The following is a 25,408-nucleotide window of genomic DNA, read 5'->3' on the forward strand; positions in this document are numbered from 1 at the left end:
GGCGGACCAACTGTATGGTGGCACTCGACCTTGGGCTAACTCAGCCTTGTCGCCTTCGAAAACCGTATCCCGTCAGCTGAGGGCGGTGGTCGCCAAACCGGAAGCAGGTCACACCCATCCAAACGACAAGAACCTGCTCTCACGCGGCCAAAGCACGACTTCTGCAGAAGCCGGATGGGGCCTTGTGTCGCTTCGGTTCCTCGAGCGACGACGAGGTGGCAACGGATACAGCGGACGCACCAAACCATAAAGAATCAATGCCCGGCGGGTGCCTGCCCGCCGGATTTGGCGCTCTTGAGGAGGAGTGCCAGCGGCACCGCCGTCATCGCCATGAGGGCGAGCACCTTGAACACGTCGATATAGGCCCAGAGCGCCACTTGCGTCTGGACCTGCTGGGCGATCCAGGCCAGCGCCTGCCGCTCGGCGTCGGGGCCGGCCAGGCCCCGCTGGGAGAAGTAGGCGGTCGCCTGCCGCATGGTCTCCTGATACGCGGGCTCGACCGAGGAGACGTGCTCGCCGAGCCGGCTCTGGTGGAATTGCTGGCGGTAGGCGAGCGTGTTCTGCGCGATGCAGACGCCGATGGAGCCGCCGACGTTGCGGGCGACGTTGATCAGCGCCGAGGCCTGATCGGTCCGGTCCTTGGCGATGCCCTGGTAGGACGCCGCCGTGATCGAGAGGAAGATCATCGGCAGGCCGATGCCGATGTAGATGCGCGACCACATGAAGAACGAGAAGCTCGATTGCCCGTTGAGGCGCGTCAGATCGAGCATGCCGACCGCGATGATACTGGCGCCCGTCGCGATCAGCCATTTCGGCGCGACGAAGCCCGAAAGGCGCCCGGCCACGAACATCATCACCACGGTCACCGCCCCGCCCGGCCCGAGCACGAGGCCGGACAGGGTCGCGGTGTAGCCGTAGAGCTCCTGGGTGAGCTGGGGCAGGAATTGCGTGGTCGAGATCAGGATCGCGCCGGTCGCCAGCATCACGAGGAAGCAGGCGCCGAACTGGCGCTGCCCGATCAGACGCAGATCCACCACCGGGTTCTTGCGGGTCAGCAGCCAGGGGATCATCGCGGCAAAGGCGAGGCCCGCGATGACCGTGAAGACGATGATCAGGTTCGAGCCGAACCAGTCCTTCCGCTGGCCCTCGTCGAGCACGACTTCCAGCGCGCCGAGGAAGGTCGCGACCAGCAGGAATCCGACGAGATCGAACCGCACGCCCTGTTCGCGCAGGCGCTTGCGCTCGGCCACCGCCTGGGGCGGGTCCTGGATCACCCAATACATCAGGGCGAGCGCCATCACGCCGATCGGGCCGTTGATGAGAAAGCACCAGTGCCAGGAGGCGTTGTCGGACAGCCAGCCGCCGATGGTCGGGCCGATGGCGGGCGCCACCACGATGGCGACGCCGTAGAGGGCGAAAGCCTGCCCGCGCTTCTCCGGCGGGAACGAGTCGGCCAGGATCGACTGGGCGAGCGGGGCCATGCCGCCGCCGCCGAGCCCCTGCAGCACGCGGAAGAACAAGAGCGATTCGAGGCTCCAGGCGAAGCCGCACAGGATCGAGGAGAGCGTGAACAGGGCCACGCTCCAGAGGAAGAACGCCTTGCGGCCGTAGCGCTTGGCCAGAAAACTCGACGCGGTGAGCGTGACGGCGTTGGCCACGAGATAGCTGGTGACGACCCAGGCCGCCTCGTCCGGCCCGACCGCGAGGCCGCCGGAGATGTAGCGGAGCGCGACGTTGGCGATGGTGGTGTCCAGCACCTCCATGAAGGTCGCGAGCGCCACGACGACCGCGATGATCCAGGGATTGTGCCCGCCCGTCGCCGTCTCGGTGTCGGCGCTCACCGGACCCGCACCGTCGGCACGATCGACATGCCCGGCCCGATGGCCACGTCCTGCGGCCAGTCCTCGACGTCGATCTTCACCGGGATGCGCTGCGTCACCTTCACGTAATTGCCGGTGGCGTTCTCGGCGGGCAGCAGGCTGAAGGCGGTGCCGGAGCCCGGCTGCACCGAATCGACCCGACCGGTGATCTTGCGATCCGGATAGGCGTCGATCTCGATGTCCACTGACTGGCCGGGGCGCATGTCGGTGATCTGCGTTTCCTTGAAGTTGGCGGTCACCCATTTCCGGTCGGGCACGAACATGGACAGGCTCTGGCCGGCTTGCGCGTATTGCCCCTTGGCGCCGGTGAGGCGCACGACGCGGCCGGGCTGCTCGGCCTTCAGGGTGGTGTAGCCGAGGTTCAGCTCGGCCTGGGCGCGCTGGGCCTGGGTCTGGGCGAGGCTCGCCTGGGCGCTGGCCCTCTGGGCATCGAGGGCGCCGACCTGCTTCTGCGCGGCGACGACCGACGCCTTGGCGCGGCTGAGATTGGCCTGCTGCTGCTGCAGGTTCGAGGAGGATTGCTGCGATTGCTGCACCGTGCCGGCGCCGCGCTGGGCCAGCGTGCGGTAGCGGTCGGCATCCTCGTTGGCGAATTCGAGGGCGGCGTCGGCCTGCTCCACCTGGGCCTTGGCGACATCGACCTGCGCCTGCTGCGCCGCCACCTGCGCGTCGATGTTGCGGATCGAGGCCTCCGCGGCGGCGACCTGGGCGTTCGCCTGATCGAGCGCGATGCGGTAGTCGCGCGGATCGATCCGGAACAGCACGTCGCCCGGCTCGACATGCTGGTTGTCGGTGACGGCCACGTCCACGACGTAGCCCGACACCTTGGGGGCCACCGCGAACTGGCGCGCATCGACGAAGGCGTCGTCGGTCGATTCGTAAGGGTGGATCGCCGTGAGCCAGTAGAAATAGCCCGCGACGCCCAGCGCGATCAGGACGATCCCGCCGAGGACGAACCAGAGCGGGTGGCGGCGCAGGATGTTCGGGCGCTTCGTCTCCTTGGCGGAGCCGTCGTCCTGGGACGGTTCCGCCTGCCGCTGCGGCGGCTCGCGGCTCTCCTTCAATGCGCGCGGTTCGTCGGGCCTGGGCGCGCGCGAGGTCTCGTCGGTCCGGACAGGGCCGGACGGGGGCTGCCGTTCGTCGAGCATGATCATGGAGCCTGCGCGGGGGGGGCGATCCGCCCGAACCGCTTGACAGAAAAAAGCCACCCGCCTCGGGGGATTAAAATCGAAGGCGCCGTCCGGTTCCGTCCCAACGATGTCGCAATGCGGAACGGCACCGCGAAAGCGGCGTTCAGCGAGAGCATCCCCCTCCACGGAGACCGCTCCCGTGACGTCCGGCCCCTCGCCGCTGCCCCCGACCTCTCCCTCCGGCATACCGCTCGTCGGCACGGCGCGGCTCGATGCGATGAGCGCGGTGCTCGCCCGAAACTGGTGGCTCGTGGCCCTGCGCGGCGTGCTGGCGATCCTGTTCGGCGCCGTCGCCTTCGTGGCGCCCGGCGCCTTCGTGCTATCGCTGGTGCTGTTCTTCTCCGCCTACATGGTCGTGGACGGGATCGTCACCATCGCCTCGGCGCTCCGGGCTGCGCAGCGGCACGAGCGCTACGGCTTCCTGCTGCTCGAAGGCTTGGTGGACATCGCGGTCGGGGTCGCCGCCTTCCTCGTGCCCGCGGCGGCGGTGTGGGCCTTCGTCTATCTCGTCGCGTTCTGGGCGCTGCTCAGCGGCGGTCTGATGATCGCGGCGGCGTTCCGCCTGCACCTGCATTACGGTCGCGGATGGCTGCTGGCCGGCGGCATCGTCTCGGCGCTGTTCGGCATCCTTCTGCTGATCAATCCCGGCATGTCGGCGCTGGTGCTGACATGGTGGATGGGCAGCTACGCCGTCGCCTTCGGCGTGGCGCTGCTGATCCTCGCTTTCGCGCTGCGCGGGCGGCATACCGCCCCGGGTGGAGCGGCGCGGTAGGCGGCGGGCGTGTCCTTCCGGCCACCCGGCGCCCGCCTGTGCGCGACGCGGCGTAAGCAGCCGTAGCCCAAGCCCTTCTCCCTCCGCTAAGGTCGCCCCGTGATGTCCATGAGTGGGCGGAGATGGCGGGCGTGAACGGGTCTCGATGACGGCGCAGGGACCGGACAGCCCCGACGGCACGGGACGTGATCGGAGCGAGGCCGCCGCCGCCGCCCGCGAGGCGGCGCGCACCGCGGGCCTGCTCGCACGCCAGCTCGGGCGGCTCGCCGGCAGCGCCGGGCGCAGCCTGTGGCGGCAGGGCCGCGAGGCGGCGGGGCGGACGGCCCGTGCGGCCGGACCGGCCCTTCGCCGCGAGCGCGGCCCGGCGCCGGGGCCCAGCTCCACGCGGATGTCGGCGCCGAGACCGGTCATCCCCGAGCCGGTCCCGGGCCGGGCCGGCCTCCTCGCCCGCCTGCGCCGCCGGCCCCTCCTCGCGGGGGCGGCCCTCGCCGTGCTGGTGCCGCTGGGAGTCCTGGCGATCTACGTCCTGGCCGCCTTCGCGACGCTGCCGCCGCTGGGCGGCGTGGTGCCGGAGGCCGGGCAGCGGGCGCTGGTGGTCGAGGCCGACGACGGCCGCACCTTCGCCACCCGCGGCGCCTTCCAGGGCGAGAAGCTCACGGAAAAGACCCTGCCGCCGCGGCTGGCCGAAGCCATCGTGGCGATCGAGGACCGGCGCTTCTACAGCCACTGGGGCATCGACCTGCGCGGGCTGTTCCGCGCGCTCTGGCGCAACGCCACCGGCGGCGGCGTGCGCGAGGGCGGCTCGACCATCACCCAACAATACGCGCGGCTCACCTCGCTCAATCAGGAGAAGACGCTCCGGCGCAAGATCCAGGAGGCGTTCCTGGCGCTTCGCCTGGAGAGCACCCTGTCGAAGCCCGAGATCCTGGTGGGCTACCTCAACACCGCCTATTTCGGCGCCGGCGCCTACGGCGCGGATGCGGCGGCGCGGCGCTATTTCGGCCACGGCGCGCAAGGCCTGACCCTGCCGGAAGCCGCGATGCTGGCGGGCCTCGTGCGCGCACCCTCGCAACTCGCGCCGACCCGCAATTTCGGCGGCGCCAAGGAGCGGGCCGACCTCGTGCTCCAGGCGATGGTCGAGACCGGCGCGATCAGCCAGGCCGAGGCCGACAAGGCGCGCAAGGAGAAGCTCACGCTCCACACGCCGTCCGAGACGCCACCGGGCACCAACTACTATCTCGACGCGCTCCAGGCCGACGTGCGCCGCCTGACGAACGAGACCGGCGACGTCACCGTCCGCTCGACCCTCAACCTCGATCTCCAGAGCCTCGCCGAGGGCGTGCTCGCCCGCCGCCTCGACGCGGAAGGCGCCAAGAAGAAGGTCGGCCAGGGCGCGCTCGTGGCGCTGGCGCCGGACGGCGCCGTGCTCGCCATGGTGGGGGGCCGCGACTACGAGGACAGCCAGTTCAACCGCGCGACCCAGGCGAAGCGTCAGGCGGGCTCGCTGTTCAAGCTGTTCGTCTACCTCGCGGCCTACCAGAAGGGCTACTTCCCCGACAGCGTGCTGGTCGATCGCCCGACCCAGATCGGCGAATGGGAGCCGCAGAACTCCAACAACCGCTTCCGCGGGGCCCTGCCCCTGCGGCAGGCCTTCGCGCTCTCGGTCAACACCATCGCGGCCCAGCTCGGCGACGAGGTCGGGATTCCGGCGATCATCGCCGAGGCGCGTCGGCTCGGGGTGCAGACCGATCTGCCCAACGTGCCGAGCCTCGCGCTCGGCTCGGCCGACGTGACGCTGATCGACATGACCCGCGCCTATGCCGGCGTGCTGGGGCCGGGCGTGCCGGTCGAGCCCTATCTCGTGCGCGCCGTGAAGGGCGGACCGCCGCAGCCGCTCTACCAGCGCAGCCCGCCGAAGCCCGGCACGGCGATGGACGCGCAGGTGCAGACCATGATCCTCGACTCGCTCCAGGCGGTGGTGGATTCCGGCACCGGCAAGGCCGCGCGGGTCTCGGGCGTCGCGGTCGGCGGCAAGACCGGCACCAGCCAGGACTTTCGCGATGCGTGGTTCGTCGGGCTGACGCCGGACATGATCGTCGGCGTCTGGGTCGGCAACGACGACAATTCGCCGATGAACAAGGTTACCGGCGGCGACATCCCGGCCCGCGTGTTCCACGACTTCGTCGAGCGCGCCCAGAAGGTGCTCAAGGGGCGCAAGCGCCCGACGCCGTCGGCGGCGCGGGGCGAGACCGTGGCGGCGACCGCCGTCGCCCCGCCACCGCCCACGCCCCCTGCCTCGATCCCCAGCAATGTCGGCCCGATCCCCGACAACGCCGGGCCGGAGGTGCGCGGCGTGCCGGAGGTGGTCGATACCGGCACGCTGTCGATCCGCGGGCGCACGGTGCGGCTGCTCGGCGTCGTCGGCGAAAGGGGCGCGCTCGCCCGCCAGCTCGCCCGCTACCTGCGGCGGCGCGAGGTGGTGTGCTCGGGCGATGCCGAGATGCGCTGCCGCCTCGACGGCGACGACCTCGCGGCGCTCATCGTCACCGCGGGCGGGGCGCGCGCCACCGAGGACGCGCCGCCCGATCTCGTCGAGGCGGAGGATCAGGCCCGCGCGGAGCGGGCCGGCCTGTGGCAGCGGGAGCGGTGAGCGGCGCCGCGCCGTCCCGACAACCGGATCCGCGACCCGAACGGCCGCCACCGGCTTGTCGGAAGCATCCGATGCGCCGAGCGCATCGCCATGGATACGATATCCAAAATGCCGGGTGAGGGGCGGCTCGTAAGCCGACCTTAACCTAGGTGAACAATATTGCCTCACGATCGTGTGATTCTGGGGCCGCTTCCGTGAAGATAGTCGCCAATACCCGCATCCTCGTGAAGGTCGCGGTGCCGCTCGGTCTCCTCGTCGCGGCGTCGATCGGGTCCGTCACCTATGCCAGCCGGACCCTGGACGGCTTGGCCGAGCAGACCCGCCACCTCACCGACGTGCAGGCCGTACGCCAGGAAAGCATCCTGCGGACGCAGGTCGGCATCACCGAGGCGACGATCCAGAACCGCAACATCATCATCGAGACCGACCAATCGAAGATGGACGCCTACAAGGCCAAGCAGGAGGCCGCGATCCAGGCGACCTTCGCGGCGATCGACACGCAGATCGCGCTGTCCGACGGGCCGCAGCGCCGCGCCCTCAATCAGGCCATGCGCCAGTCGGCCGAGACCTACTTCACGATCCTCGCCCGTTCGACCGAGCTGGGCCTCAAGAACGACGCCGAGGGCGGGATGAAGATCGCGCAGCAGGAAGCCTCGCCGGCCCGCACCAAGCTGCGGGAGATCGTGGAAGGCCGCATCGCGAAGATCGGCGAGGAGATGCAGGCCGAGAAGAAGTCCATGCTCGACGAGACGGCGCGCACCAAGGCGATGCTGATCGCCGGCTCAGGCCTCGCGCTGCTGCTGGCCCTCGCGCTCGCCGCCGCCATCGTGGTGTTCGGCATCACGCGCCCCCTCGGTCGGCTCGTCGCCGTCCTGCGGCGCATGTCCGAGGGCGAGATCGACGCGGATCTCCCGGAGGCACGGCGCGGCGACGAGATCGGGCAGGTCGGCCGTGCCGTGGAGCGCATCAAGAACATGGTCGCCCGCAAGGCCGCCGAGGAGGCCGAGCTTCGCCAGATCGCGGACGCCGCGGCGGCGGCCGAGCGCAAGCGCACGATGATCGAACTCGCCGACGGCTTCGAGCGGGCGGTGGGCGGCATCGTCGGCACGGTGTCGTCCGCGGCCACCGAACTCCAGGCGACGGCCTCGACCATGTCGTCCACGGCGAACGAGACCGCGACCCAGGCCGGCACCGTCGCGGCCGCGGCGGAAGAGGCCGCCGTCAACGTCAACACCGTCGCGGCGGCGGCGGAAGAGCTCGGCGCCTCGGTGGCCGAGATCGGCCGGCAGGTCTCGAGCTCCGCCGACCTCGCGCAGGCGGCGGTCGCCGAATCCGACAACACCTCCGCCCTGGTGCAGGAACTCGACGGGGCGGTGGCGCGCATCGGCGACGTGGTCGGCCTGATCTCCTCGATCGCCGGCCAGACCAACCTGCTCGCCCTCAACGCCACCATCGAGGCGGCCCGTGCGGGCGAGGCCGGACGCGGCTTCGCAGTCGTCGCCGCCGAGGTGAAGGAACTCGCCACGCAGACGGCGCGCGCCACGGAGGAGATCGCGCAGCAGATCGGCCGCATCCAGGGCGCGACCGGTCAGGCGGTCTCGGCCATCGGCGGCATCGCGGCGCGCATCCGCGACATCGACAGCGTGGCGACCGGCATCGCGGCGGCGGTGGAGCAGCAGGGCGCGGCGACTCAGGAGATCGTGCGCAACGTGGCGCAGGCATCCTCCGGCGCCTCCGAGGTCACCGGCAACATCACCGGCGTGGCGGGTGCCGCGGAGGAGACCGGCGCGGCCGCCGCTCAGGTGCTCGGCGCGGCGGGCGACCTCTCGCGGCAGTCGGAGCAGCTGCGCGCGGAGGTGAGCCGCTTCCTGGCGACGGTGCGGGCGGCCTGAGGCCGGTCGCCTTCCTACCGGAACGGCGGCTCGTCGAAGCTCCGCAGCTTGCGCGAGTGCAGCCCCGCCCGGTCTGCGCGCAGGGTGTCGAGGGTCGCGAGCCCGATCTTCAGGTGTTCGGCCACCGCCCGCTCGTAGAAGGCGCTGGCCGAGCCCGGCAGCTTGATCTCGCCGTGGAGCGGCTTGTCGGAGACGCAGAGCAAGGTCCCGTAGGGCACCCGCAGGCGAAAGCCCTGGGCCGCGATGGTGCCGCTCTCCATGTCCACGGCAATCGCCCGCGACAGGTTGATCGGCCGCCGCTCCTGGCTGAAGCGAAGCTCCCAGTTGCGGTCGTCGTAGGTCACGACGGTGCCGGTGCGCAGGCGCCGCTTGAGCGCCTCGGCCCGCTCGCCGGTCACCGCGGCGGCGGCCGATTGCAGGGCGATCTGCACTTCCGCCAGGGCGGGCACCGGGATGTCGGGCGGCACGAGGTCGTCGAGGATGCGGTCGCGGCGCAGATAACCGTGCGCCAGCACGTAGTCGCCGATGGTCTGCGACTGACGAAGCCCGCCGCAATGGCCGACCATCAGCCAGCAATGCGGGCGCAGGACCGCGAGATGGTCGGTGATCGTCTTGGCGTTGGAGGGGCCGACGCCGATATTGACCAGCGTCGTGCCCTGGGGCGCCCCGTCGGCTCCGCGGGCGACGAGGTGATAGGCCGGCATCTGGAAGCGGTGCCAGGGCGAGGCGGCGATCAGCGCCTCCGGGTCGGCGCCCGCGGCATCGGCCTGCCGCACCACCACGCCGCCCGGCAGGACGAGACGCTCGCCCTCCCCCGCCGCCAGCCGCTCGAGGGCGTGGCGGACGAAGTTGTGGACGTAGCGGTGGTAGTTGGTGAGCAGGATCCAGGGCTGGATCTCGCTCCAGTCCGAGCCCGTATAATGGACGAGGCGGCGCAGCGAGTAATCGGTGCGGATGCCGTCGAACAGCGCGAGCGGACGCGGCTCGCCCGGCTCCTCCCGCCACAGCCCGTCGGCGACCTCGTCGCCGACCACCGAGAGCAGGGGCACGGGAAACAAGGCGGCGAGGTCGCTGGCGCTCGCGCCGCTGCCGCCGAGATCGGTCCCGGGCTCGACCACGTAGGGATAGGGAATCTCCTGGGCCGAGAGCCCGACCTCGATCGCCGCGCCGTAATCGCGCACCAGCGGGCGCAGCTGTTCCAGCAGGTAGGGGCGGAAATAGCCCGGCTGGGTCACCGTGGTGGAATAGACCCCCGGCGCCTGGAACTTGGCGGTCGCCCGCTCCAGCCGCGGCAGCGGCCCCGTGGGCCGATAGGTCAGGCGCAGTTCGGGATAGCGGAATTGCAGCCGCTCGGCCGGGCTCGGCGGCGCGCGGGTGTCGAGGTAGCGGGCGAGTGCCGTCTGGAGCGCCCGCGTCGCGCCCGCATGCAGCGTCTCCAGCCGCGCGACGGCTTCCTCCGGATCGGCGATCGCCTCCATCGGCCGCAACTCGTCGCTGACCATGCCCCCTCCTCTTCGACTGTCGCGGCCTCTACATCGGCGCGAGCGCGGCGGCGGGCAAGCCGGTTCGGGAATGCGGAAGGATCACGACGCGATGCACGAGCAAGCCGAGCGCCGCCCCGGCGAGGAGACCGTCGCGCTGCCCGAGCGCTACGATGCCGGGCTCTACTTCATCGGGAGGGTCCGCACGCCCTGGGGCAGCCGGGCCGAATGTCCGAAGAACGGGCGCCAGACCGACGCCGTCTGTACGCTCGAGGTCGATCCGGCCTACCGCCCCGGCCTCCAGAACGTGACCGGGGCGACCCACCTGATCGTGCTCTACTGGATGGACCGGGCCGCCCGCGACCTCGTGCGCCAGCAGCCGCGCCACGCCGAGGGCAGCCGCGGCACCTTCTCGCTGCGCTCGCCGGCGCGCCCGAACCCGATCGCGCTCTCGGTGGTCGAATTGCTGGGCGTGGACGAAGGCACGCTCCGCGTGCGCGGCCTCGACTGCATCGACGGCACGCCGCTGCTCGACATCAAGCCCTACTACGCCACGACCGACAGCCGGCCGGAAGCACGGGTCGACCGCGCCGGCACGGCCGCCAAGGTTTGAGAAACCGATGATCTCGGGCGCGGCCCGAACAATCCGTGACCGAACCATCATGTGATGGTTAACATTGCGGAAGAACAGTCGATCACCAACATCATAGTCGAAGAATAACGCCGATTAAGACATTCTTTATGTTTGGGGCAGCTACTGAATGCCGTCGAGGAGAGCGATGGCATCGGTATCGACCACATTCCGGCTGTGCGATCAGCGTCCGCCCTCGCTGAAGGACGCGTTCACCGAAGCCCTGACGGTGCCGCCCCTGCTGGCGACCATGCTGCACAGCATGATCGAGGCATGGCCCGAAGAGGTCTACGCGCAGCCCTCGGTCGCCACCCGCTTCCTCGGCAAGCGCACCACCTTCGTCTGCGAGCCGGCGTTGATCCGCAGCCTGCTGGTCGATCAGGCCGACGCGCTGGAGCGCGAGACCTTCATGCTGCGGGCGCTGGCGCCCGCGCTCGGACGCGGCATCCTCACGGCGGACGGCGCCTTCTGGCGCGGACAGCGCCGGACCGCGGCGCCGATGTTCCGGCCCGACCGCATCCGCGGCTTCGTTCCGGCGATCGCCGCGGCGGCGGAGGCCGGGCGGGCCCGTTGGCAGGCGGCTGCGGCTCAGGACGCCCGAGAGGCCCGGGGCGCTCGTGCCGCCGACATCCTGCCGGAGCTGATGCGCACGGCCTTCGAGATCATCGTCGCCACCATGATCTCGGGCGATTCCGAGATGGAGGTGGGCCCCTTCGGCCGGGCGATCGACGACTACCTCTCGCAGACGCAATGGAAGATCGCCCTCGCCCATCTCGGCGCGCCCGCCTGGGTGCCGCATCCGGGCGCGCGCCGGGGCGCGGCCGCCGCGCGCTTCCTGCGCCAGGAGACCGCCCGCACCGTCGCCCGCCGCCGCGCCCGCGGCGAGCCTGGCCGCGACCTGCTCGGGGCGCTCCTCGAGGCGCGCGATCCGGAGACGGGCCTCGGCCTGCCCGAGGATGCGCTGATCGATAACCTCCTCACCTTCGTCGCCGCCGGCCACGAGACGACGGCGCTGGCGCTGGCCTGGACCCTGCGGCTGATCGCCGACCGTCCCGAGGTGGAAGCGAAGATGCTGGCCGAGATCGCCGGGCTCGGCTCGCCCCTCGCCGAGACCCCGGACGGGATCGAGCGCCTGACATACACGAAGCAGGTGCTGCTCGAATCGATGCGGCTCTATCCGCCCGCTCCGCTGATCGTGCGCCGCACGACCGCCGAGGTGCGGCTCGGCGAGACACGGATTCCGGCGGGCGAGTCGGTCCACGTGCCGGTCTACGCGCTGCATCGCAATCGCGGCCTGTGGGACCGGCCCGACATCTTCGATCCCGACCGCTTCGCTCCGGCGCTCCAGGCGAGTCGGGACCGCTACGCCTACCTGCCGTTCGGCGCCGGCCCGCGGGTCTGCATCGGCATGGGGCTGGCGATCACCGAATGCCTCGTGGTGCTGGCGACCCTCCTGCCGGCCCTGCACTTCATTCCCGAACGGGCCGAGATGCCGGAGGCGCAGTTCCGCGTCACCCTGCGGCCGCGGGGCGGAGTGCCCATGCGTGTGGTGACGCGCCATGCCGGATGACGCCGTGCGAGAGAGCACCGAGTACGGGGACGGCTGGCTCGCGCGCCGGCTGGGCTGGGCCGTCACCGAGGCGCCGCCGGAGCGCTACCGGCACCAGATCCGCACCGACCTCCTCGACGAGACCCTGAAGCTCGCCAACATCTCCGCGGTGACGCATTTCGCCGTGGCGGTGGTGATCCCGATCCTGTTCTGGGACACCGCCTCGCGGGTCTACCTCGCCGGGCTGTTCGTCGTGGTGACGGCGATCATCGGGCTGACCCTCTATACCAACCGGCTCTACCGCCGGATCTATGCGGACGGGGTGTCGGAAATCGGCGTCGCGCGCGGCTACCGCATGGCGGCCGGGCTGGCGCTGGCCCTCGGGCTGACCTGGGCGACGATGCCGATCATGCTGTTCGCGCCCGCCAGCGACGACCAGCGCCTGATCATCGTCGCCACCGCCGCCGGGCTGATCTCGGACGCCTACGTGGTCGGGCCGCTGCTCTCGGTCTCGTTCCTGTTCGCGGTGCCGCTGATCCTCGGCAGCTTCGTCGGGCTCGCCCGCTCGGGCGAGGCGATCGCGCTGAGCATCGGCGTGCTGCTCGTCGTCTACGCGATCTTCGTGCTCGCCAGCGTGGCGCGGATGAGCCGGCTGTCGCGGGAGCGCATCCACGACCGCGTGCGCGTCGAGGATCAGGGCCAGACCATCGGTCTCCTGCTCAACGAGTTCGAGGCCAACACCAGCGACTGGCTGTGGGAGACCGACGAAGCGGGCCGGTTCCAGCACGTCTCGACCCGGATGGCGCAGGCGCTCGGCCGCACCGAGGACGAGCTGCATGCAACGAGCCTCGCGGCCTTGCTCGGCGGCACCGCGCGGGAGGAGGACGAGCCGGAAGGGGACGGAGCGACCGAGATTCTGGCGTGCCTCTCCGGTCGCGAACCGTTCCGCGAGCGGCTCGTCGCCTTCGCCGGCCCCGAGGGCATCCGCTGGCTGCGGCTCAGCGGCAAGCCGTTCCAGGACCGGCGCGGGGTGTTCGCGGGCTTCCGCGGGGTCGGCTCGGACGTGACCGCGAGCCGCGCCGCCGAGGAGCGGATCGCCTTTCTCGCGACCCGCGACGCGCTGACCGGCCTGTCGAACCGGGCGGTGTTCCACGAGATCGCGCAGACGGCCTGCCGCGCGGCGGCGCAGCCCGGCGGCAGGACGAAGAGCCTGCTCTATCTCGACCTCGACGGGTTCAAGCTCGTCAACGACAGCGCCGGCCACGGCGCGGGCGACGCCCTGCTGCGGCAGGTGGCCGACCGCATCCGCGCGATCACCGCGGCGGAGCCGTCGGCCCACGGCTTCCGGCTGGGCGGGGACGAGTTCGCGATCCTGCACCGGGGGCCCATCGAGGCGGCGGAAGCTCTGGCCCAGGCCTGCGTCACCACGATCGGCGAGCCGTACTGGATCGACGGGGTGCGCGCCGAGATCGGCGTCAGCGTCGGCCTCGCCCACGCCCCGCGCGACGCCACCGATCCCGAGAGCCTGCTGCGCAAGGCGGATCTGGCCCTCTATACCGCCAAGGAAGCCGGCAAGGGACGCTGGCAGGCCTTCGACGCCAGCCTGGAGCGCCGGGCCCAGCGCCAGCGCGAACTCGACGCGGCGATGCGCCCGGCGCTGGAAAACGGCGAGATGGCGCTGCATTACCAGCCGCTCGTCAGCCTCGGCGACGACGGGCGCGTGGTGGGCTTCGAGGCGCTCCTGCGCTGGAACCGGCCCGGCGAGGGCGCGGTCTCGCCGGCCGAAACGGTGCCGATCGCCGAGAGCACCGGCTTCGTCATCGAGATCGGACGCTGGGCCCTGCGCAAAGCCTGCGCCGAGGCGACGGGCTGGCCCGAGGGGTTGCGCGTCGCCGTCAACATCTCATCGATCCATTTCCGCCTGCCGGGCTTCGTCGGCGAGGTGGAGGCGGCGTTGCAGGCGACGGGATTGCCGGCCGGTCGCCTGGAGATCGAGATCACCGAGACGATCTTTCTCGGCAACACGCCCAACGTCATCGAGAACCTGCGCCGCCTGCGGGCCTTGGGCGTGCGCATCGCGCTCGACGATTTCGGCACCGGCTTCTCGTCGCTGAGCTACCTGACCCAGTTTCCCGTCGACAAGATCAAGATCGACCGTGCCTTCGTGCGCGACCTGATCCACCGCCGCGAATGCCTCACCGTGATCGAGGCGATCATGGTCATCGCCCGCGACCTTTCCATCGACGTGACGGTGGAGGGCGTCGAAACGGTGCAGCAGGCCGAGCTGCTGCGGCTCAAGCACTGCAACAGCGCGCAAGGCTTCCTCTACAGCCCGGCCCAGCCCGCGCGCGAGGTGCCGGGGCTGATCGAGAGCATCCCGCTCAAGGGCGGGCGGAGGCCGCCGCCGCAGGCGAGCGCGGCCTGAAACGCGCTCACATCGCCGCCATAGCCTCGAACACGAAGGCATGCCGCGCCGCGATAGCGTCGACATCGCGGCCGTACCCGCCGCCGATCACCGCGCAGAGCGGGATTTTCTTCGACATCGCGAGCCCGACGACGAAGCGGTCGCGGGCCACAAGCCCGTCGTCGGTGAGGTCGAGCCGGCCGAGCCGGTCGTCGCGGTGGGGATCGACCCCCGCATTGTAGAAGATCAGGTCGGGCGCAAACCCCTCGACCAGCGGCGGCAGCCGCGCCTCCAGCACCGCCAGATAAGCGGCGTCGCCGAGCCCGTCGGGCAGACCGATATCGAGGTCGCCCGGGACCTTGTCGGTGGGATAGTTGCGCTCGCAATGGACCGAGAGCGTGAACAGGTCGGGCTCGCGGGCGAGGCAATCGGCGGTGCCGTCGCCCTGGTGCACGTCGAGATCGACCACCAGCGCCCGCCGGATGCGGCCCTCCCGCTTGAGCGCGAGGGCCGCCACCGCCACGTCGTTGAACACGCAGAAGCCCGCCCCACCGCTACGCCGGGCGTGATGGCTCCCCCCCGCCGTGCTGCCCGCCCGCCCGTGTTCCAGCGCGAGCCGCGCGGCGCGGAGCGTGCCGCCCGACGAGGCGCGGGAGCGGGCGACCACCGCCTCGGTGACCGGCAGGCCGATCGCCCGCTCGATCGCCCGCGGCACCTGCGCGGTCAGCACCGCCTCGACGTAAGCCCGATCATGCGCGCCCGCGAGCAGGGCCGCGTCGGCGGGCTCGGGCGTGACGAAGCCGTCCGGCACCAGGCCGCGCGCACGAAGAATCTCGGCGAGCCGGCTATATTTCTGCATCGGAAAGCGGTGGCCTTCCGGCAGGGCGGCCTCGTAGGCCGGATGGAACACGATCGGCGGCAAGGAGGCGCCTTCGGGCAGCTTGCGATGTCACACGCCTGATACGGCGGCGCTGCTAGGGCCGTGAAGGGGCGCGCCCTCGCGCCCGATGCCGCATCACGTCGTTCGGAGACGCCCCGTATGGTCGCCTTGCCGGAGAGCGGCACGCTCGCGAGCTTCGTCCTCTGGGCGGCCCTCGCGCTCGTGCTCGTCAACCTCGCGAGCCTCGCGGTGGCGATGCTCCGCATCGGGCGGCGGCGCCGCTCCTCCGCGTTTCCGGCCAACGCCCCCGTCTCGGTGGTGCGCCCGCTGCGCGGCCTGGAGGCCTTCAGCGAGGAGACCCTGCGGGCGAGCTTCCGGCTCGATCACCCGGCCTACGAGCTGATCTTCTGCGTGGCCGATGCCGCCGACCCGATCCTGCCGATGCTGGAACGGATGCGGGCGGAATACCCGCACATCCCCTCGCGGCTGATCCTCGGCGACGAGCGCCTCGGCGGCAACCCGAAGCTCAACAACTGCGTCCGCGGCTGGGACGCGGCCGCCCACGACTGGGTGATCCTGGCCGATTCGAACGTGATGATGCCAGCGGACTACATCCAGCAGATGCAGGCGGCGTGGCGGCCCGACACCGGTCTCGTCTGCTCGACGCCGATCGGCGACCGGCCGGACGGGTTCTTCGCGCTGGTCGAATGCGCCTTCCTCAACACCCTCCAGGCGCGCTGGCAATATGCCGGCGAGGCCCTGGGCCTGGGCTTTGCCCAGGGCAAGAGCATGCTGTGGAACAAGCCGTTCCTCGAGACGCGGGGCGGCATCCGCGCGCTCAACGCCGAGATCGCCGAGGATGCGGCGGCGACCAAGCTCGTGCGCGCCGCCGGCTGCCGGGTCCATCTCGTCGCCGCGCCGTTCCGCCAGCCGCTCGGACGGCGCAGCCTCAACGAGGTCTGGTCGCGGCAGGTGCGCTGGGCCCGGCTGCGGCGGGTCACCTTCCCCTTGTTCTTCGCCCCCGAGATCGGCATCGCCCCCCTGCTGCCGCTGACGCTCGCGGCGCTCGCCATCAGCAGCGCGGAGGCGAGCGCCCTGCTCGCAGGTGCCGGCGCGCTCTGGTACGGCGCCGAGTACGCGCTCGCCGTCCGGGCCGGCTGGCCCCGCTCGCCGCTTCTGGTGCCGGCCTTCCTCGTGCGCGACGCGCTGCTGCCGGCGGTCTGGGTCAGCGCCTGGGGCCGTACGGCCATCGTCTGGCGCGGCAACCCGATGGACATCCGCCCCCGCGAGGCCGCGCCGCTGGAGACGGGCCCGACCGCCGCGGCTTAATTTTTTTTGCGTGCTCGGGGACGATCCGGATCCGGATGAGCCCCCCCGAATTCGGGCCGCCCCCTCCGGATTCGGATAGACAAGGCCCGGGGAACGCACATCTAGCTCCGGTACGGGGGCCGTCGCGCCGACGGCCCCCTCCAAGAATTGCCGGCGGAGTGCGGGATGGGGCAGGCATCGGACGGAGCGCGCGGCGTCGCGGTGATCGGCGGCGGGGCTTGGGGCACGGCGCTCGCCAACGCCGCCGCCGCCGCGGGGCATCCGGTGACGCTCTGGTTGCGCGACGCGGAGGCCGCCGCGCGGATGCAGGCGAGCCGCACCAATGCGCGCTACCTGCCGGGCATCGGGCTGCACGAGGGCGTGCGGGCGACCGACGAGATCGGTTCGCTCGGTGAGGCCGGCACCGTCCTCCTCGTCGTCCCGGCCCAGACCCTGCGCGGCGTGCTCGGGACGCTCGCCCCCGTGCTGCGGCCGGACGCCCCCATCGTGCTCTGCGCCAAGGGGATCGAGCGCGGCAGCGACAGCTTCATGAGCGCGGTCGCCGCCGAGGTGATCGGGGTGGATCGCCCGGTCGCGGTGCTGTCGGGGCCGAGCTTCGCCGTCGACGTCGCCAGGGGATTGCCGACCGCGGTGACGCTCGCCTGCGCCGACGGGCGCGAGGCCGCGCGCCTGTCCGGCCTGCTCTCGGGCCCGGCCTTCCGCCTCTATCACACCGATGACGTGCGCGGCGTCGAGATCGGCGGGGCGGGCAAGAACGTGCTCGCCATCGCCTCCGGCATCGTCGCCGGCCGCGGCCTCGGCGAGAGCGCGCGGGCCGCGCTCATCGCCCGCGCCTTCGCCGAGCTGATGCGCTTCGCCCGCGCCTACGGGGGCCGGGCCGAGACGCTGATGGGCTTGTCGGGGCTCGGCGATCTCGTGCTGACCGCCTCCTCGTCGCAATCGCGCAACTTCGCCTTCGGCGAACGGCTCGGAAGAGGCGCCACGCCCGACGAGGCGGCGGGCGGCAAGCTCGCGGAAGGCGCCTTCACGGCCGCCGCCCTCGTCGGCCTCGCCCGCGCCCGCGAGGTCGAGATGCCGGTGGCCGAGGCCGTGGCCGCGGTGGTCGCAGGCGATCTCACGGTGGACGCCGCCATGAGCCGCCTGCTGTCGCGCCCGCTCAAGGGGGAGGTCGAGTGAGCGACAGGATCCACGCCTTCCTCGCCGGCCACGGCCGCGACGGCGCCGGGCGGCGTCTCGCCGACGTGCTCGCCTTCGACGATGCCCGCATCGAGGGCGTCCACGACTTCATCCAGTGGTGCTTTCCGCTCCCCGAGGCGAGCCGCGTCGTCCCCGGCGCTCCAGTGTTGACGCAAGCGGAGGCCGAGGCCATCCGCGCGGACCCGGCGGCCCTCGACGGGCTGAGGGCGGCGACCGCCCGGATGGCGCGCTTCTACGAGGCCACCGACGGCTGGCTGCGCGCCTACGATCACAACCACCTGCGCATCACCCGCATCCTCACGGCGCTCCGCGACCTGATCGGCCGCGACGCTGCGCGGGATTTTCATGAGGCGGTGATGCGAAGGGTTCAGGCGGCGGGTTCGCCCGTGAACCCCGACAGCCTCGTGTTCTGGCAGCGGGCTGTTGAGAGCGCTGATTGCGCACGGGAACGTATCCTGAGTTCATGAGGCTCTTGGCGCATTCGTCGGGGCGACGAGATCGAGGGCGCGCGCCGACGCGCCGCTTCGATTGCCCTGGACTTGGCCGGCTGTGCTCACCCGACCGGCTCCACCGGCCAAGCGATCCGTAAAGCCAAGGCCACCCCTGCAATGACCTTGAACCTGAGCCACCCTGTAGGTGCTGACCTGACCGGCTGGCTATGGACCTGGCTGATTGAGAGGATCAGCCGGGGGCGGATATGTGCGGTTCGGTGCGTCGAGTTCTGTAGACGGGCGGCTCTGGCTGGGCTGCTGCGGGTTTGGTGGACACCGTCCTAAGCTCATTGGGCACGGTTTTCGAACTCGACAGGGCTGAGGTAGCCCAGAGTCGAGTGCCGCCGCGCCGGGTTGTAGAAGCGCTCGATGTAATCGAACACGTCCCCACGGGCTTCATCCCGCGTGCGGTAGGTCCGCCGGGCGGTGCGCTCGGTCTTCAGCGACGAGAAGAAGCGCTCCATCGCCGCGTTGTCCCACACGTTGCCCGACCGGCTCATCGAGCAGGTCACGTCGGCGTGGCCGTGCCCGCAGGGCGTTCTCGCGCATGATCGCTCGATGCGGTGCAGCCTGCACGAGACGCCCTCGGCGAGCACGTCATACCAGACGCGCCTCGCGCCGTAGGTGCGGTCGCTGGCCACGAAGCTCGCGTGGACCTTGCTCAGGATGGCTCCGTCGTCCCGCGCGCGTTGGCTGGGCTGCCGGGTGAGCTACGCGTGGAAGCCAGAGCGCGACACGTTCAGCGCCGCGCACATCCACGCGACCTGCCAGACAGCGCGATGCTTTGCGATGAAGGCGAAATTCATCTCGATCTGCTCGGGCTTCATCTGCCCCTGGCCGAGAAAAACGTGTTGGGGATCGGCCGCCGCCTGCTTCACCCACCGGTGCAGCATCGTCTCGTGAACGTCGAGGTCGCGCGCCGCCTGCGCAACACTGACACCGCGTTCCCGAACCAGTCGGACCGCCTCGATCTTGAACTCACGTCCGAACTTGCGACGCTGCATGGAGTACCTCCGGCTTCACCATCTCACCTAAACCGGGTGTCCGGGAAACCGGCAGCAGGCCATCGGGCGGGGCTGGCCCTGGACGAATATGCCTCGTTTTCGGCCGCCCTGCTTGCCCCGGCTCGGCTATCGCCTGATGTAGAACTCGGAGTTAGGCAGGCGGGCTGGAGAGGACATCGATGGCTGGCGTCCGGCGCATTGGTCTCGTGATTTGCCCTGATTTCGATTTCATGGGCTTGGCGGCGACCTCGCCCTTCGCAGTCGCCAACAAATACACCGGCGAGCCGGCCTATGACGTTCGTGTCCTCTCCGAGACCGGTGGCCTCGTTCGTTCAGGGTTGGGGCCCAGTATCGACACGGAGCGGCTGGGCGATTCGTCCGCCTTCGACACGATCCTTGTCGCGGCCGGGGTCGGTATCCCGGTGCCGAGTGCGGACCTTCTCGGCTATGTGCAGGAGGCGGCCGGTTCCGCGCGGCGGCTGGCCGGCCTGTGTCTCGGGGCCTTCATCCTGGCCGAGGCCGGTCTTCTCGATGGACGGCGCGCGACGACGCACTGGCACTACGCGCCGCAGTTCCGCGCCCGCTATCCCGATTGCAAGCTCGATATCGACAAGATCTACGTCGCGGACGGCAACATCTGGACCTCCGCCGGCATGTCGGCCGGCATCGATCTCGCCCTCGGCATGGTCGAGCGCGATCTCGGCCGCGGGGTGGCCCAAACCGTGGCGCGGGGGCTCGTCATGGAGCGTCGGCGGGCCGGGGGACAAGCCCAGCACTCGGCACTCCTCGACTTCGATGCGCCGAGCGACCGCATCCAGAGCGTCCTCGCCTACGCGCGGCAGAATCTACGGCTCCCGCTGACCACCGAAGATCTCGCGGCGGTCGCCTGTCTCAGTCCCCGCCAGTTCACGCGGGCCTTCCGGGCCGAGACCGGAGTATCGCCGGCCAAGGCGATTGAGGCGATGCGGGTCGAGGCTGCCAAGCACCTGCTGGAGCAGAGCCGCCTGCCCATCGAGGAGATCGCCGACGCCGCCGGCTTCGCCAATCGCGAGCGGATGCGCCGGGCCTTCCTTCGCGTCCAGGGCGACGTTCCGCGGGCGATTCGTCGAGCGGCCGGACCGCTCGCCGTCGTGTGACCCGCCGGCATGTCCGAAAACGTGGCAATTATGACGTAGGCCGTTCCGAAACCTCTGCGTAAGCATGGCCCTGGGGGCTGCTTACTGTCGGAGAGCCGCGGCCATGGTGAGCCTGACGATCAACGGTCGCCAATACGCCGTCGATGCCGAGCCGGATACGCCGCTGCTCTTCGTCCTGCGCGACACGCTCGGGCTGACCGGCACCAAATACGGCTGCGGGATCGCCCAATGCGGGGCCTGCACCGTTCATCTCGACGGGCAGGCGACGCGCTCCTGCCAGGTGTCGCTGGAAAGCGTCGGTGATCAAGTCGTCACCACGATCGAGGCGATCGAGCAGGACGAGATCGGCCGGAAGGTCGTCGAGGCCTGGGTGGCGCTGCAGGTGCCGCAATGCGGCTACTGCCAATCCGGCCAGGTCATGGCCGCCACCGCCCTGCTGAAGCAGACGCCGCATCCGACCGACGGCGACATCGCCGAGGCGATGACGAATCTCTGCCGCTGCGGAACCTACAATGCCATCGCCGCCGCCGTGCGGCAGGCCGCCGCCTGAGGAGTTCGCGATGCACCCGCTTCTCCCTGGCGCGTCTCCGTCGCGCCGCACCTTCCTGACGGCCATTGGCGGCGCGTTCGTGCTTGGCGCCGTCCTTCCGGTGCGCCTCGCCCGTGCGGAAGCGCAGGGTCCCGCCGAGGGCGCCGGCGCGCTGGCGCCGAAGCCGGGGACGCGGGTGGCCGCCTTTCTGGAGATCCACCCGGACGGCACCATCAAGCTGCTCAGCCCCTTCGTGGAGGGCGGCCAGGGCATCGCCACCGGTATGGCGCAGATCGTCGGCGAGGAACTCGACGTGCCGCCCTCCCGCTTCGTCGTGGAATGCGCCCCGCCCGGCCCCGACTACGCCGTCGTGAACGGCATCCGCATGACCGGCGGCAGCTTCTCGACCCGGTCGAGCTACGAAACCATGCGCCGCCTCGGCGCCACCGCCCGCGACCTGATGATCCGTGCGGCCGCCGCCCGGCTCAAGGTGCAGGATAGCGAACTCACCACGAGCGACGGGGTCGTGCTGCACGCCGCCACGGGCCGCGCGCTGCCCTACGGCGAGCTGGCGGCCGACGCGCTGAAGCTGAAGCCCAACGAGGCTGTGCCCCTGCGCGACCCAAAAAACTTCCGTTACATCCGCCAGCCGGTTCCCCGGCTCGACGTCCGCGACAAGTCCACCGGCCGGGCGGTCTACGCCATCGACCAGAAGGTCGACGGCATGCTCTACGCTGCCGTGCAGCACGCGCCCCGGCTCGGCACGGAGCCGACGCGCCTCGCCAACGAGGCCGAGGTCAAGGCCATGCCGGGCGTGCACTCGATCCACCGCCTGCCGGGAGCGGTGGCCGTCGCGGCGGACAGCTGGTGGCGGGCGCGCAAGGCCGTCGAGGCGCTCAAGGTCGAGTGGTCGGCGGCGAAGCCGAGCGGCATCGACACGGTCGCGGCCGATTTCTCCTCCGAGACCATGCTCGCGGCCCTCAAAGCCTCCGCCGATCCGGGCCACGTGGCCGAGGAACAGGGCGACGTGGCCGGCGCCTTCGCGAGAGCCGCCAAGGTGGTGGAAGCCGATTACGAGGCCCCCTACCTCGCCCACGCCCAGCTGGAGCCGCCCTCTTCCATCGCGCGCTTCGAGCCCGACGGCACCCTCGACGTCTGGCTCCCGAACCAGATGCCCGAGGTGTTCCAGGCGGTATCGGCGAAGGTCGCCGGCTTGCCGCCGGCCCAGGTGCGCATCCACTCGCCGATGCTCGGCGGCTTCTTCGGGCGCCACTTCACCTACGAGGCCGGCAACCCGTTCCCGCAGGCGATCCTGCTCGCCAAGGCCACCGGGCGCCCCGTGAAGGTGCTGTGGTCGCGTGAGGAGGAGTTCGCCCGCGACGCGGTGCGTCCCTTGAGCTTCAGCCGCTTCCGCGCCGCCCTCGACGCCGCGGGCCAGCCGACGGCGCTCGAAGTGCGCACGGTGGGTGAGGGCCCGATCGGCCGCTACTTCAGCATGATGATGCAGACGCCGGTCGATCCGTCCGCGGTCGAGGGTATCGTCGGCAAGCCCTACGCCGTGCCCAACCGGCGCATGACCTTCACGAAGATCGCCCACCCGGTGAACATCGCGTTCTGGCGCTCGGTCGGGCACTCGATGAACGACGCGTTCTACGAGAGCTTTTTGGACGAGGTCGCGGGCGCCGGCGGGCAGGACCCGTTCGCGCTCCGCATGGCGCTGCTCGGCGGCAGCGCACGGCACCGCACCCTCCTCACGACGGTCGCCGAGATGTCCGGCGGCTGGCGGCGCGGGCCCTATGAAGGCGAAGGCGGGATGCGCGCGCGCGGTCTCGCCATGGCCTCGCCGTTCGGATCCGAGACGGCCACCATCGCCGAGGTCTCGGTGGAGGGGGGCGAGGCCCGCGTCCACAATCTCTGGATCGCCTTCGACCCCGGCAGCATCGTCAACCCGGCCATCGTCAAGGCGCAGGTGGAATCGGCCGCCGTGCTCGGCCTGTCCTCGGTCCTGTTCGAGCAGATCGTCTACCGCGACGGCGTGCGGCAATCGCAGAACTACGACACCTATCCGGTCCTGCGCCGCGAGCACATGCCGAAGGTCCATGTGCGCATCGTCGAGAGCGGCGCGCCGATGGGCGGCGTCGGCGAGCCGGGCCTTCCGGGCGTGCCGCCCGCAATCCTCAACGCCATCGCGGCGCTGACCGGCCAGCGCATCCGCGCACTGCCGATCGCCAACACCAAGCTCTCCGCCGCCTGACGAGCGCACCGTCCTGGATATCGTATCCAGGACGGTGCGCTCGGTTCTTGTGCCGCATCGGTTTTTCCGAAAGCCGGCGGCCACCTTTCGGACCGATGCTCTGGGAATCCACGATGACACCGCATGCAGGCACGGCGCTCGTCACGGGCGCTTCCTCGGGCATCGGCGCGGTCTACGCCGACCGGCTGGCGGCCCGAGGCCACGACCTCGTCCTCGTCGCGCGCGATGCCGCCCGGCTGCGGGCGGCGGCCGAGCGCATCGGGCGGGAGGCCGGCGTCGCCGTCGAGGTCATGGCCGCCGACCTCACCCGACCGTCCGACCTCGCCGCGGTGCGGGACCGCGTCGCCACGGATGCGGATCTGCGTCTGCTCGTGAACGGTGCCGGGCTCGGGCCGCTGGGACCGTCCCTCGACAGTCCGGCGGAGCTCTACGATGGCATGCTCGACCTCAACGTCCGGGCGTTGCAGACCTTGACCTTCGCGGCGGCGCGCGCCTTCGCCGACCGGGGCGGCGGCGCCATCGTCAACATCGCCTCGGCCGTCGCCCTCATTCCGGAGCGCTTCAACGCCGCCTATGCCGCGCAGAAGGCCTTCGTCCTCGCACTGACGCAGGGGCTCGCGGCCGAACTCGGCGGCAAGGGCGTGCGCCTCCAGGCCGTGCTGCCCGGCGTCACCCGCACCGAATTCTTCGATCGGGCCGGCGCGGATATCGGGCAGATCCCCGCGGCGATGATCATGGAGGCGGGCGACCTCGTGGCGGCGGCCCTCGCCGGCCTCGACGTCGGCGAGATCGTCACCCTTCCCTCGCTCCCGGACATGGCCGACTGGCAGACCTTCGAGGCAGCCCGGTTCCACCTCGGTCCGAACCTCTCCCACCGGATGCCTGCCGCCCGCTATCATGTCGGTTGACAGGCGAGGCGTTCGGGAGCCTGCGTGAGGGGGAGACGGTCGATGCTGCAGGTCGTCGAGAATGCGCCGAGCGCTCCGGCCTCCGAAGCCGCGTTGACGGCCCATCGAGCCTCGGACCAAGCACCGCTGCCGGGTGGTTGGCGGCAGGTCGAAGCGCTGCCTGTCGGCCTGTTCGCGGCGGTGATGGGGCTGACGGGCCTGAGCGTCGCCTGGACGTTGGCGCAGGCTCGATACGGGACGCCACCCTGGATCGGTCCCTCCGTCGGCGTCGTCGCCAGCGTCGCTTTCCTCGCGATCGCGGCGGGCTACGCCGCCAAGGCCTGCGTCGCCCCGCAGGCCGTGCGCGCCGAGTTCCGCCACCCCATCGCCGGCAACCTGTTCGGTACGCCGCTGATCAGCCTGCTCCTGCTGCCGATCCCGCTGGCGCCCCTGAGCCTGACGCTGGCGCGCGTGCTGTGGATCGTCGGCGCCGTCGGCATGGCCCTCTTCGCGTGGCTGATCGTGACGCGATGGCTCAGCGACCGGCAACAGGCCGCCCATGCGACGCCCGCCTGGATCGTGCCGGTCGTCGGCCTCCTCGACGTGCCGCTCGCCCTTCCGGGGCTCGGATTGCCGCCGATGCCGGGGGTGATGATCTTCGGGCTGGCCGTGGGGTTGTTCTTCGCGCTGCCGCTGTTCACGCTGATCCTCTCGCGCCTTCTGTTCGAAACGCCGCTGCCGGCCGCGTTGCAGCCGTCGCTCCTGATCCTCGTGGCGCCCTTCGCGGTCGGGTTCTCGGCCTATGTGGCGACGACGGGCGGGATCGACCTCTTCGCGAAGTCGCTCTTCGCGGTCGCACTCTTTCTTCTCGCCGTGCTGCTGCCGAAGCTCGCCCGGTTCGGCCGGGCCTGCCCGTTTCGCGTATCCTGGTGGGGCGTAAGCTTCCCCCTCGCCGCCGCGTCCGTCGCCGCTCTGCGCATCGCGACGGTTCAGCCCGGACCTGCAATCGACGCTCTCGCACTCGGCCTGCTGGCGCTCACGACTCTGATCGTCGCGTGGCTGCTCGCCCGGACCCTGATCGGCCTCTTCCGTGGAGAGCTTCGCACGCTGGCGCAGTGACGATCGATCATTTTAATTGATTCAGGTCAGCAAATCGCGCGTTGTGAGGGAGGGCAGAAGCAAAATTCTCAGATCACGGTCAATCTTGCGGTCTATCATTGCGCAAAAAGATGCTCAATCTCAGGTATTGGCA

General features: G+C 70.8%; 18 protein-coding genes and 1 pseudogene. 14 read left to right on the forward strand and 5 right to left on the reverse strand.

Annotated elements, in window-relative coordinates; all coding sequences use genetic code 11:
• Nucleotides 1-254 precede the first annotated feature (254 nt).
• The gene (locus BM140_RS07905) at nt 255-1,841 is read right to left on the reverse strand and encodes a DHA2 family efflux MFS transporter permease subunit (RefSeq protein ID WP_244535338.1); all 1,587 of its coding nucleotides are present in this window, start codon (nt 1,839-1,841) and stop codon (nt 255-257) included.
• Nucleotides 1,838-3,028, reverse strand: a complete 1,191-nt coding sequence (locus tag BM140_RS07910) for an HlyD family secretion protein (protein WP_483127897.1) — start codon at nt 3,026-3,028, stop codon at nt 1,838-1,840. The genes BM140_RS07905 and BM140_RS07910 overlap by 4 nt, the downstream gene beginning before the upstream one ends.
• Before the next feature lie 181 nt (nt 3,029-3,209).
• On the opposite strand from BM140_RS07910, the gene BM140_RS07915 reads away from it, so the two are divergent.
• The 3 genes from BM140_RS07915 (at nt 3,210) to BM140_RS07925 (ending at nt 8,384) form a co-directional block, all read left to right on the forward strand.
• Nucleotides 3,210-3,842 carry an HdeD family acid-resistance protein gene (locus BM140_RS07915; RefSeq protein ID WP_425287048.1) on the forward strand — a complete coding sequence of 211 codons (633 nt, stop codon included), beginning with the start codon at nt 3,210-3,212 and terminating at the stop codon, nt 3,840-3,842.
• A gap of 145 nt (nt 3,843-3,987) precedes the next feature.
• Nucleotides 3,988-6,492: a PBP1A family penicillin-binding protein gene (locus BM140_RS07920; protein WP_091943762.1), complete on the forward strand. Its 2,505-nt coding sequence runs from the start codon at nt 3,988-3,990 to the stop codon at nt 6,490-6,492.
• Between the two features lie 194 nt (nt 6,493-6,686).
• Nucleotides 6,687-8,384: a methyl-accepting chemotaxis protein gene (locus tag BM140_RS07925; RefSeq protein WP_091943764.1), complete on the forward strand. Its 1,698-nt coding sequence runs from the start codon at nt 6,687-6,689 to the stop codon at nt 8,382-8,384.
• Nucleotides 8,385-8,398: 14 nt separating this feature from the next.
• On the opposite strand, the gene BM140_RS07930 is transcribed toward BM140_RS07925, so the two are convergent.
• Complete coding sequence (locus tag BM140_RS07930; protein WP_091943766.1) at nt 8,399-9,886, reverse strand: AMP nucleosidase; 1,488 nt, start codon at nt 9,884-9,886, stop codon at nt 8,399-8,401.
• A 91-nt stretch (nt 9,887-9,977) separates the two neighbouring features.
• On the opposite strand from BM140_RS07930, the gene tsaA reads away from it, so the two are divergent.
• The 3 genes from tsaA to BM140_RS07945 all read left to right on the forward strand — a co-directional run bounded on the left by tsaA (nt 9,978) and on the right by BM140_RS07945 (nt 14,470).
• Entirely contained in the window at nt 9,978-10,478 is a 501-nt protein-coding gene (tsaA, locus tag BM140_RS07935; RefSeq protein ID WP_091943834.1) for a tRNA (N6-threonylcarbamoyladenosine(37)-N6)-methyltransferase TrmO, read from the forward strand.
• Between the two features lie 166 nt (nt 10,479-10,644).
• On the forward strand, nt 10,645-12,066 hold the full coding sequence (locus BM140_RS07940) for a cytochrome P450 (protein ID WP_091943767.1): 1,422 nt from the start codon (nt 10,645-10,647) through the stop codon (nt 12,064-12,066).
• Between the two features lie 4 nt (nt 12,067-12,070).
• The gene (locus BM140_RS07945) at nt 12,071-14,470 is read left to right on the forward strand and encodes a putative bifunctional diguanylate cyclase/phosphodiesterase (protein ID WP_244535339.1); all 2,400 of its coding nucleotides are present in this window, start codon (nt 12,071-12,073) and stop codon (nt 14,468-14,470) included.
• A gap of 7 nt (nt 14,471-14,477) precedes the next feature.
• Here BM140_RS07945 and BM140_RS07950 read toward each other — a convergent pair whose 3' ends face one another.
• Nucleotides 14,478-15,371, reverse strand: coding sequence for a histone deacetylase family protein (locus BM140_RS07950; RefSeq protein ID WP_091943771.1), 894 nt, complete (start codon nt 15,369-15,371; stop codon nt 14,478-14,480).
• Between the two features lie 117 nt (nt 15,372-15,488).
• Between BM140_RS07950 and BM140_RS07955 the strand changes: the two genes are divergently transcribed.
• The 3 genes from BM140_RS07955 to BM140_RS07965 all read left to right on the forward strand — a co-directional run bounded on the left by BM140_RS07955 (nt 15,489) and on the right by BM140_RS07965 (nt 18,322).
• Nucleotides 15,489-16,658 carry a ceramide glucosyltransferase gene (locus BM140_RS07955; RefSeq protein WP_091943773.1) on the forward strand — a complete coding sequence of 390 codons (1,170 nt, stop codon included), beginning with the start codon at nt 15,489-15,491 and terminating at the stop codon, nt 16,656-16,658.
• Between the two features lie 165 nt (nt 16,659-16,823).
• A complete protein-coding gene (locus tag BM140_RS07960; RefSeq protein ID WP_091943775.1) occupies nt 16,824-17,834 on the forward strand; it encodes an NAD(P)H-dependent glycerol-3-phosphate dehydrogenase in 1,011 nt (336 codons plus the stop codon).
• A complete protein-coding gene (locus BM140_RS07965) occupies nt 17,831-18,322 on the forward strand; it encodes an opioid growth factor receptor-related protein (protein ID WP_091943776.1) in 492 nt (163 codons plus the stop codon). The genes BM140_RS07960 and BM140_RS07965 overlap by 4 nt, the downstream gene beginning before the upstream one ends.
• Nucleotides 18,323-18,633: 311 nt before the next feature.
• Here BM140_RS07965 and BM140_RS07970 read toward each other — a convergent pair.
• Nucleotides 18,634-19,350, reverse strand: a pseudogene (locus BM140_RS07970) (transposase).
• A gap of 179 nt (nt 19,351-19,529) precedes the next feature.
• On the opposite strand from BM140_RS07970, the gene BM140_RS07975 reads away from it, so the two are divergent.
• The 5 genes from BM140_RS07975 to BM140_RS07995 all read left to right on the forward strand — a co-directional run bounded on the left by BM140_RS07975 (nt 19,530) and on the right by BM140_RS07995 (nt 25,275).
• Nucleotides 19,530-20,486 (forward strand): GlxA family transcriptional regulator, encoded by a 957-nt coding sequence (locus BM140_RS07975; protein ID WP_091943778.1) that lies wholly within the window; start codon nt 19,530-19,532, stop codon nt 20,484-20,486.
• A 103-nt stretch (nt 20,487-20,589) separates the two neighbouring features.
• The gene (locus tag BM140_RS07980; protein ID WP_091943780.1) at nt 20,590-21,036 is read left to right on the forward strand and encodes a (2Fe-2S)-binding protein; all 447 of its coding nucleotides are present in this window, start codon (nt 20,590-20,592) and stop codon (nt 21,034-21,036) included.
• Nucleotides 21,037-21,046: 10 nt separating this feature from the next.
• A complete protein-coding gene (locus BM140_RS07985; RefSeq protein WP_091943782.1) occupies nt 21,047-23,269 on the forward strand; it encodes a xanthine dehydrogenase family protein molybdopterin-binding subunit in 2,223 nt (740 codons plus the stop codon).
• A 113-nt stretch (nt 23,270-23,382) separates the two neighbouring features.
• A complete protein-coding gene (locus BM140_RS07990) occupies nt 23,383-24,177 on the forward strand; it encodes an SDR family NAD(P)-dependent oxidoreductase (protein WP_091943835.1) in 795 nt (264 codons plus the stop codon).
• 42 nt (nt 24,178-24,219) lie between these two features.
• On the forward strand, nt 24,220-25,275 hold the full coding sequence (locus tag BM140_RS07995) for an SLAC1 anion channel family protein (protein ID WP_091943784.1): 1,056 nt from the start codon (nt 24,220-24,222) through the stop codon (nt 25,273-25,275).
• Nucleotides 25,276-25,408: the final 133 nt, after the last annotated feature.

Origin of the sequence: Methylorubrum salsuginis (assembly GCF_900114375.1) — a bacterium.
Lineage (GTDB): Bacteria > Pseudomonadota > Alphaproteobacteria > Rhizobiales > Beijerinckiaceae > Methylobacterium > Methylobacterium salsuginis.

Coding starts and splice junctions, on each gene's coding strand:
- BM140_RS07910 (WP_483127897.1), bottom strand. CDS start 3,028: ATGCTCGACGAACGGCAGCCCCCGTCCGGCCCTGTCCGGACCGACGAG.
- BM140_RS07920 (WP_091943762.1), top strand. CDS start 3,988: ATGACGGCGCAGGGACCGGACAGCCCCGACGGCACGGGACGTGATCGG.
- BM140_RS07930 (WP_091943766.1), bottom strand. CDS start 9,886: ATGGTCAGCGACGAGTTGCGGCCGATGGAGGCGATCGCCGATCCGGAG.
- tsaA (WP_091943834.1), top strand. CDS start 9,978: ATGCACGAGCAAGCCGAGCGCCGCCCCGGCGAGGAGACCGTCGCGCTG.
- BM140_RS07940 (WP_091943767.1), top strand. CDS start 10,645: ATGGCATCGGTATCGACCACATTCCGGCTGTGCGATCAGCGTCCGCCC.
- BM140_RS07955 (WP_091943773.1), top strand. CDS start 15,489: ATGGTCGCCTTGCCGGAGAGCGGCACGCTCGCGAGCTTCGTCCTCTGG.
- BM140_RS07960 (WP_091943775.1), top strand. CDS start 16,824: ATGGGGCAGGCATCGGACGGAGCGCGCGGCGTCGCGGTGATCGGCGGC.
- BM140_RS07975 (WP_091943778.1), top strand. CDS start 19,530: ATGGCTGGCGTCCGGCGCATTGGTCTCGTGATTTGCCCTGATTTCGAT.
- BM140_RS07980 (WP_091943780.1), top strand. CDS start 20,590: ATGGTGAGCCTGACGATCAACGGTCGCCAATACGCCGTCGATGCCGAG.
- BM140_RS07985 (WP_091943782.1), top strand. CDS start 21,047: ATGCACCCGCTTCTCCCTGGCGCGTCTCCGTCGCGCCGCACCTTCCTG.
- BM140_RS07990 (WP_091943835.1), top strand. CDS start 23,383: ATGACACCGCATGCAGGCACGGCGCTCGTCACGGGCGCTTCCTCGGGC.
- BM140_RS07995 (WP_091943784.1), top strand. CDS start 24,220: ATGCTGCAGGTCGTCGAGAATGCGCCGAGCGCTCCGGCCTCCGAAGCC.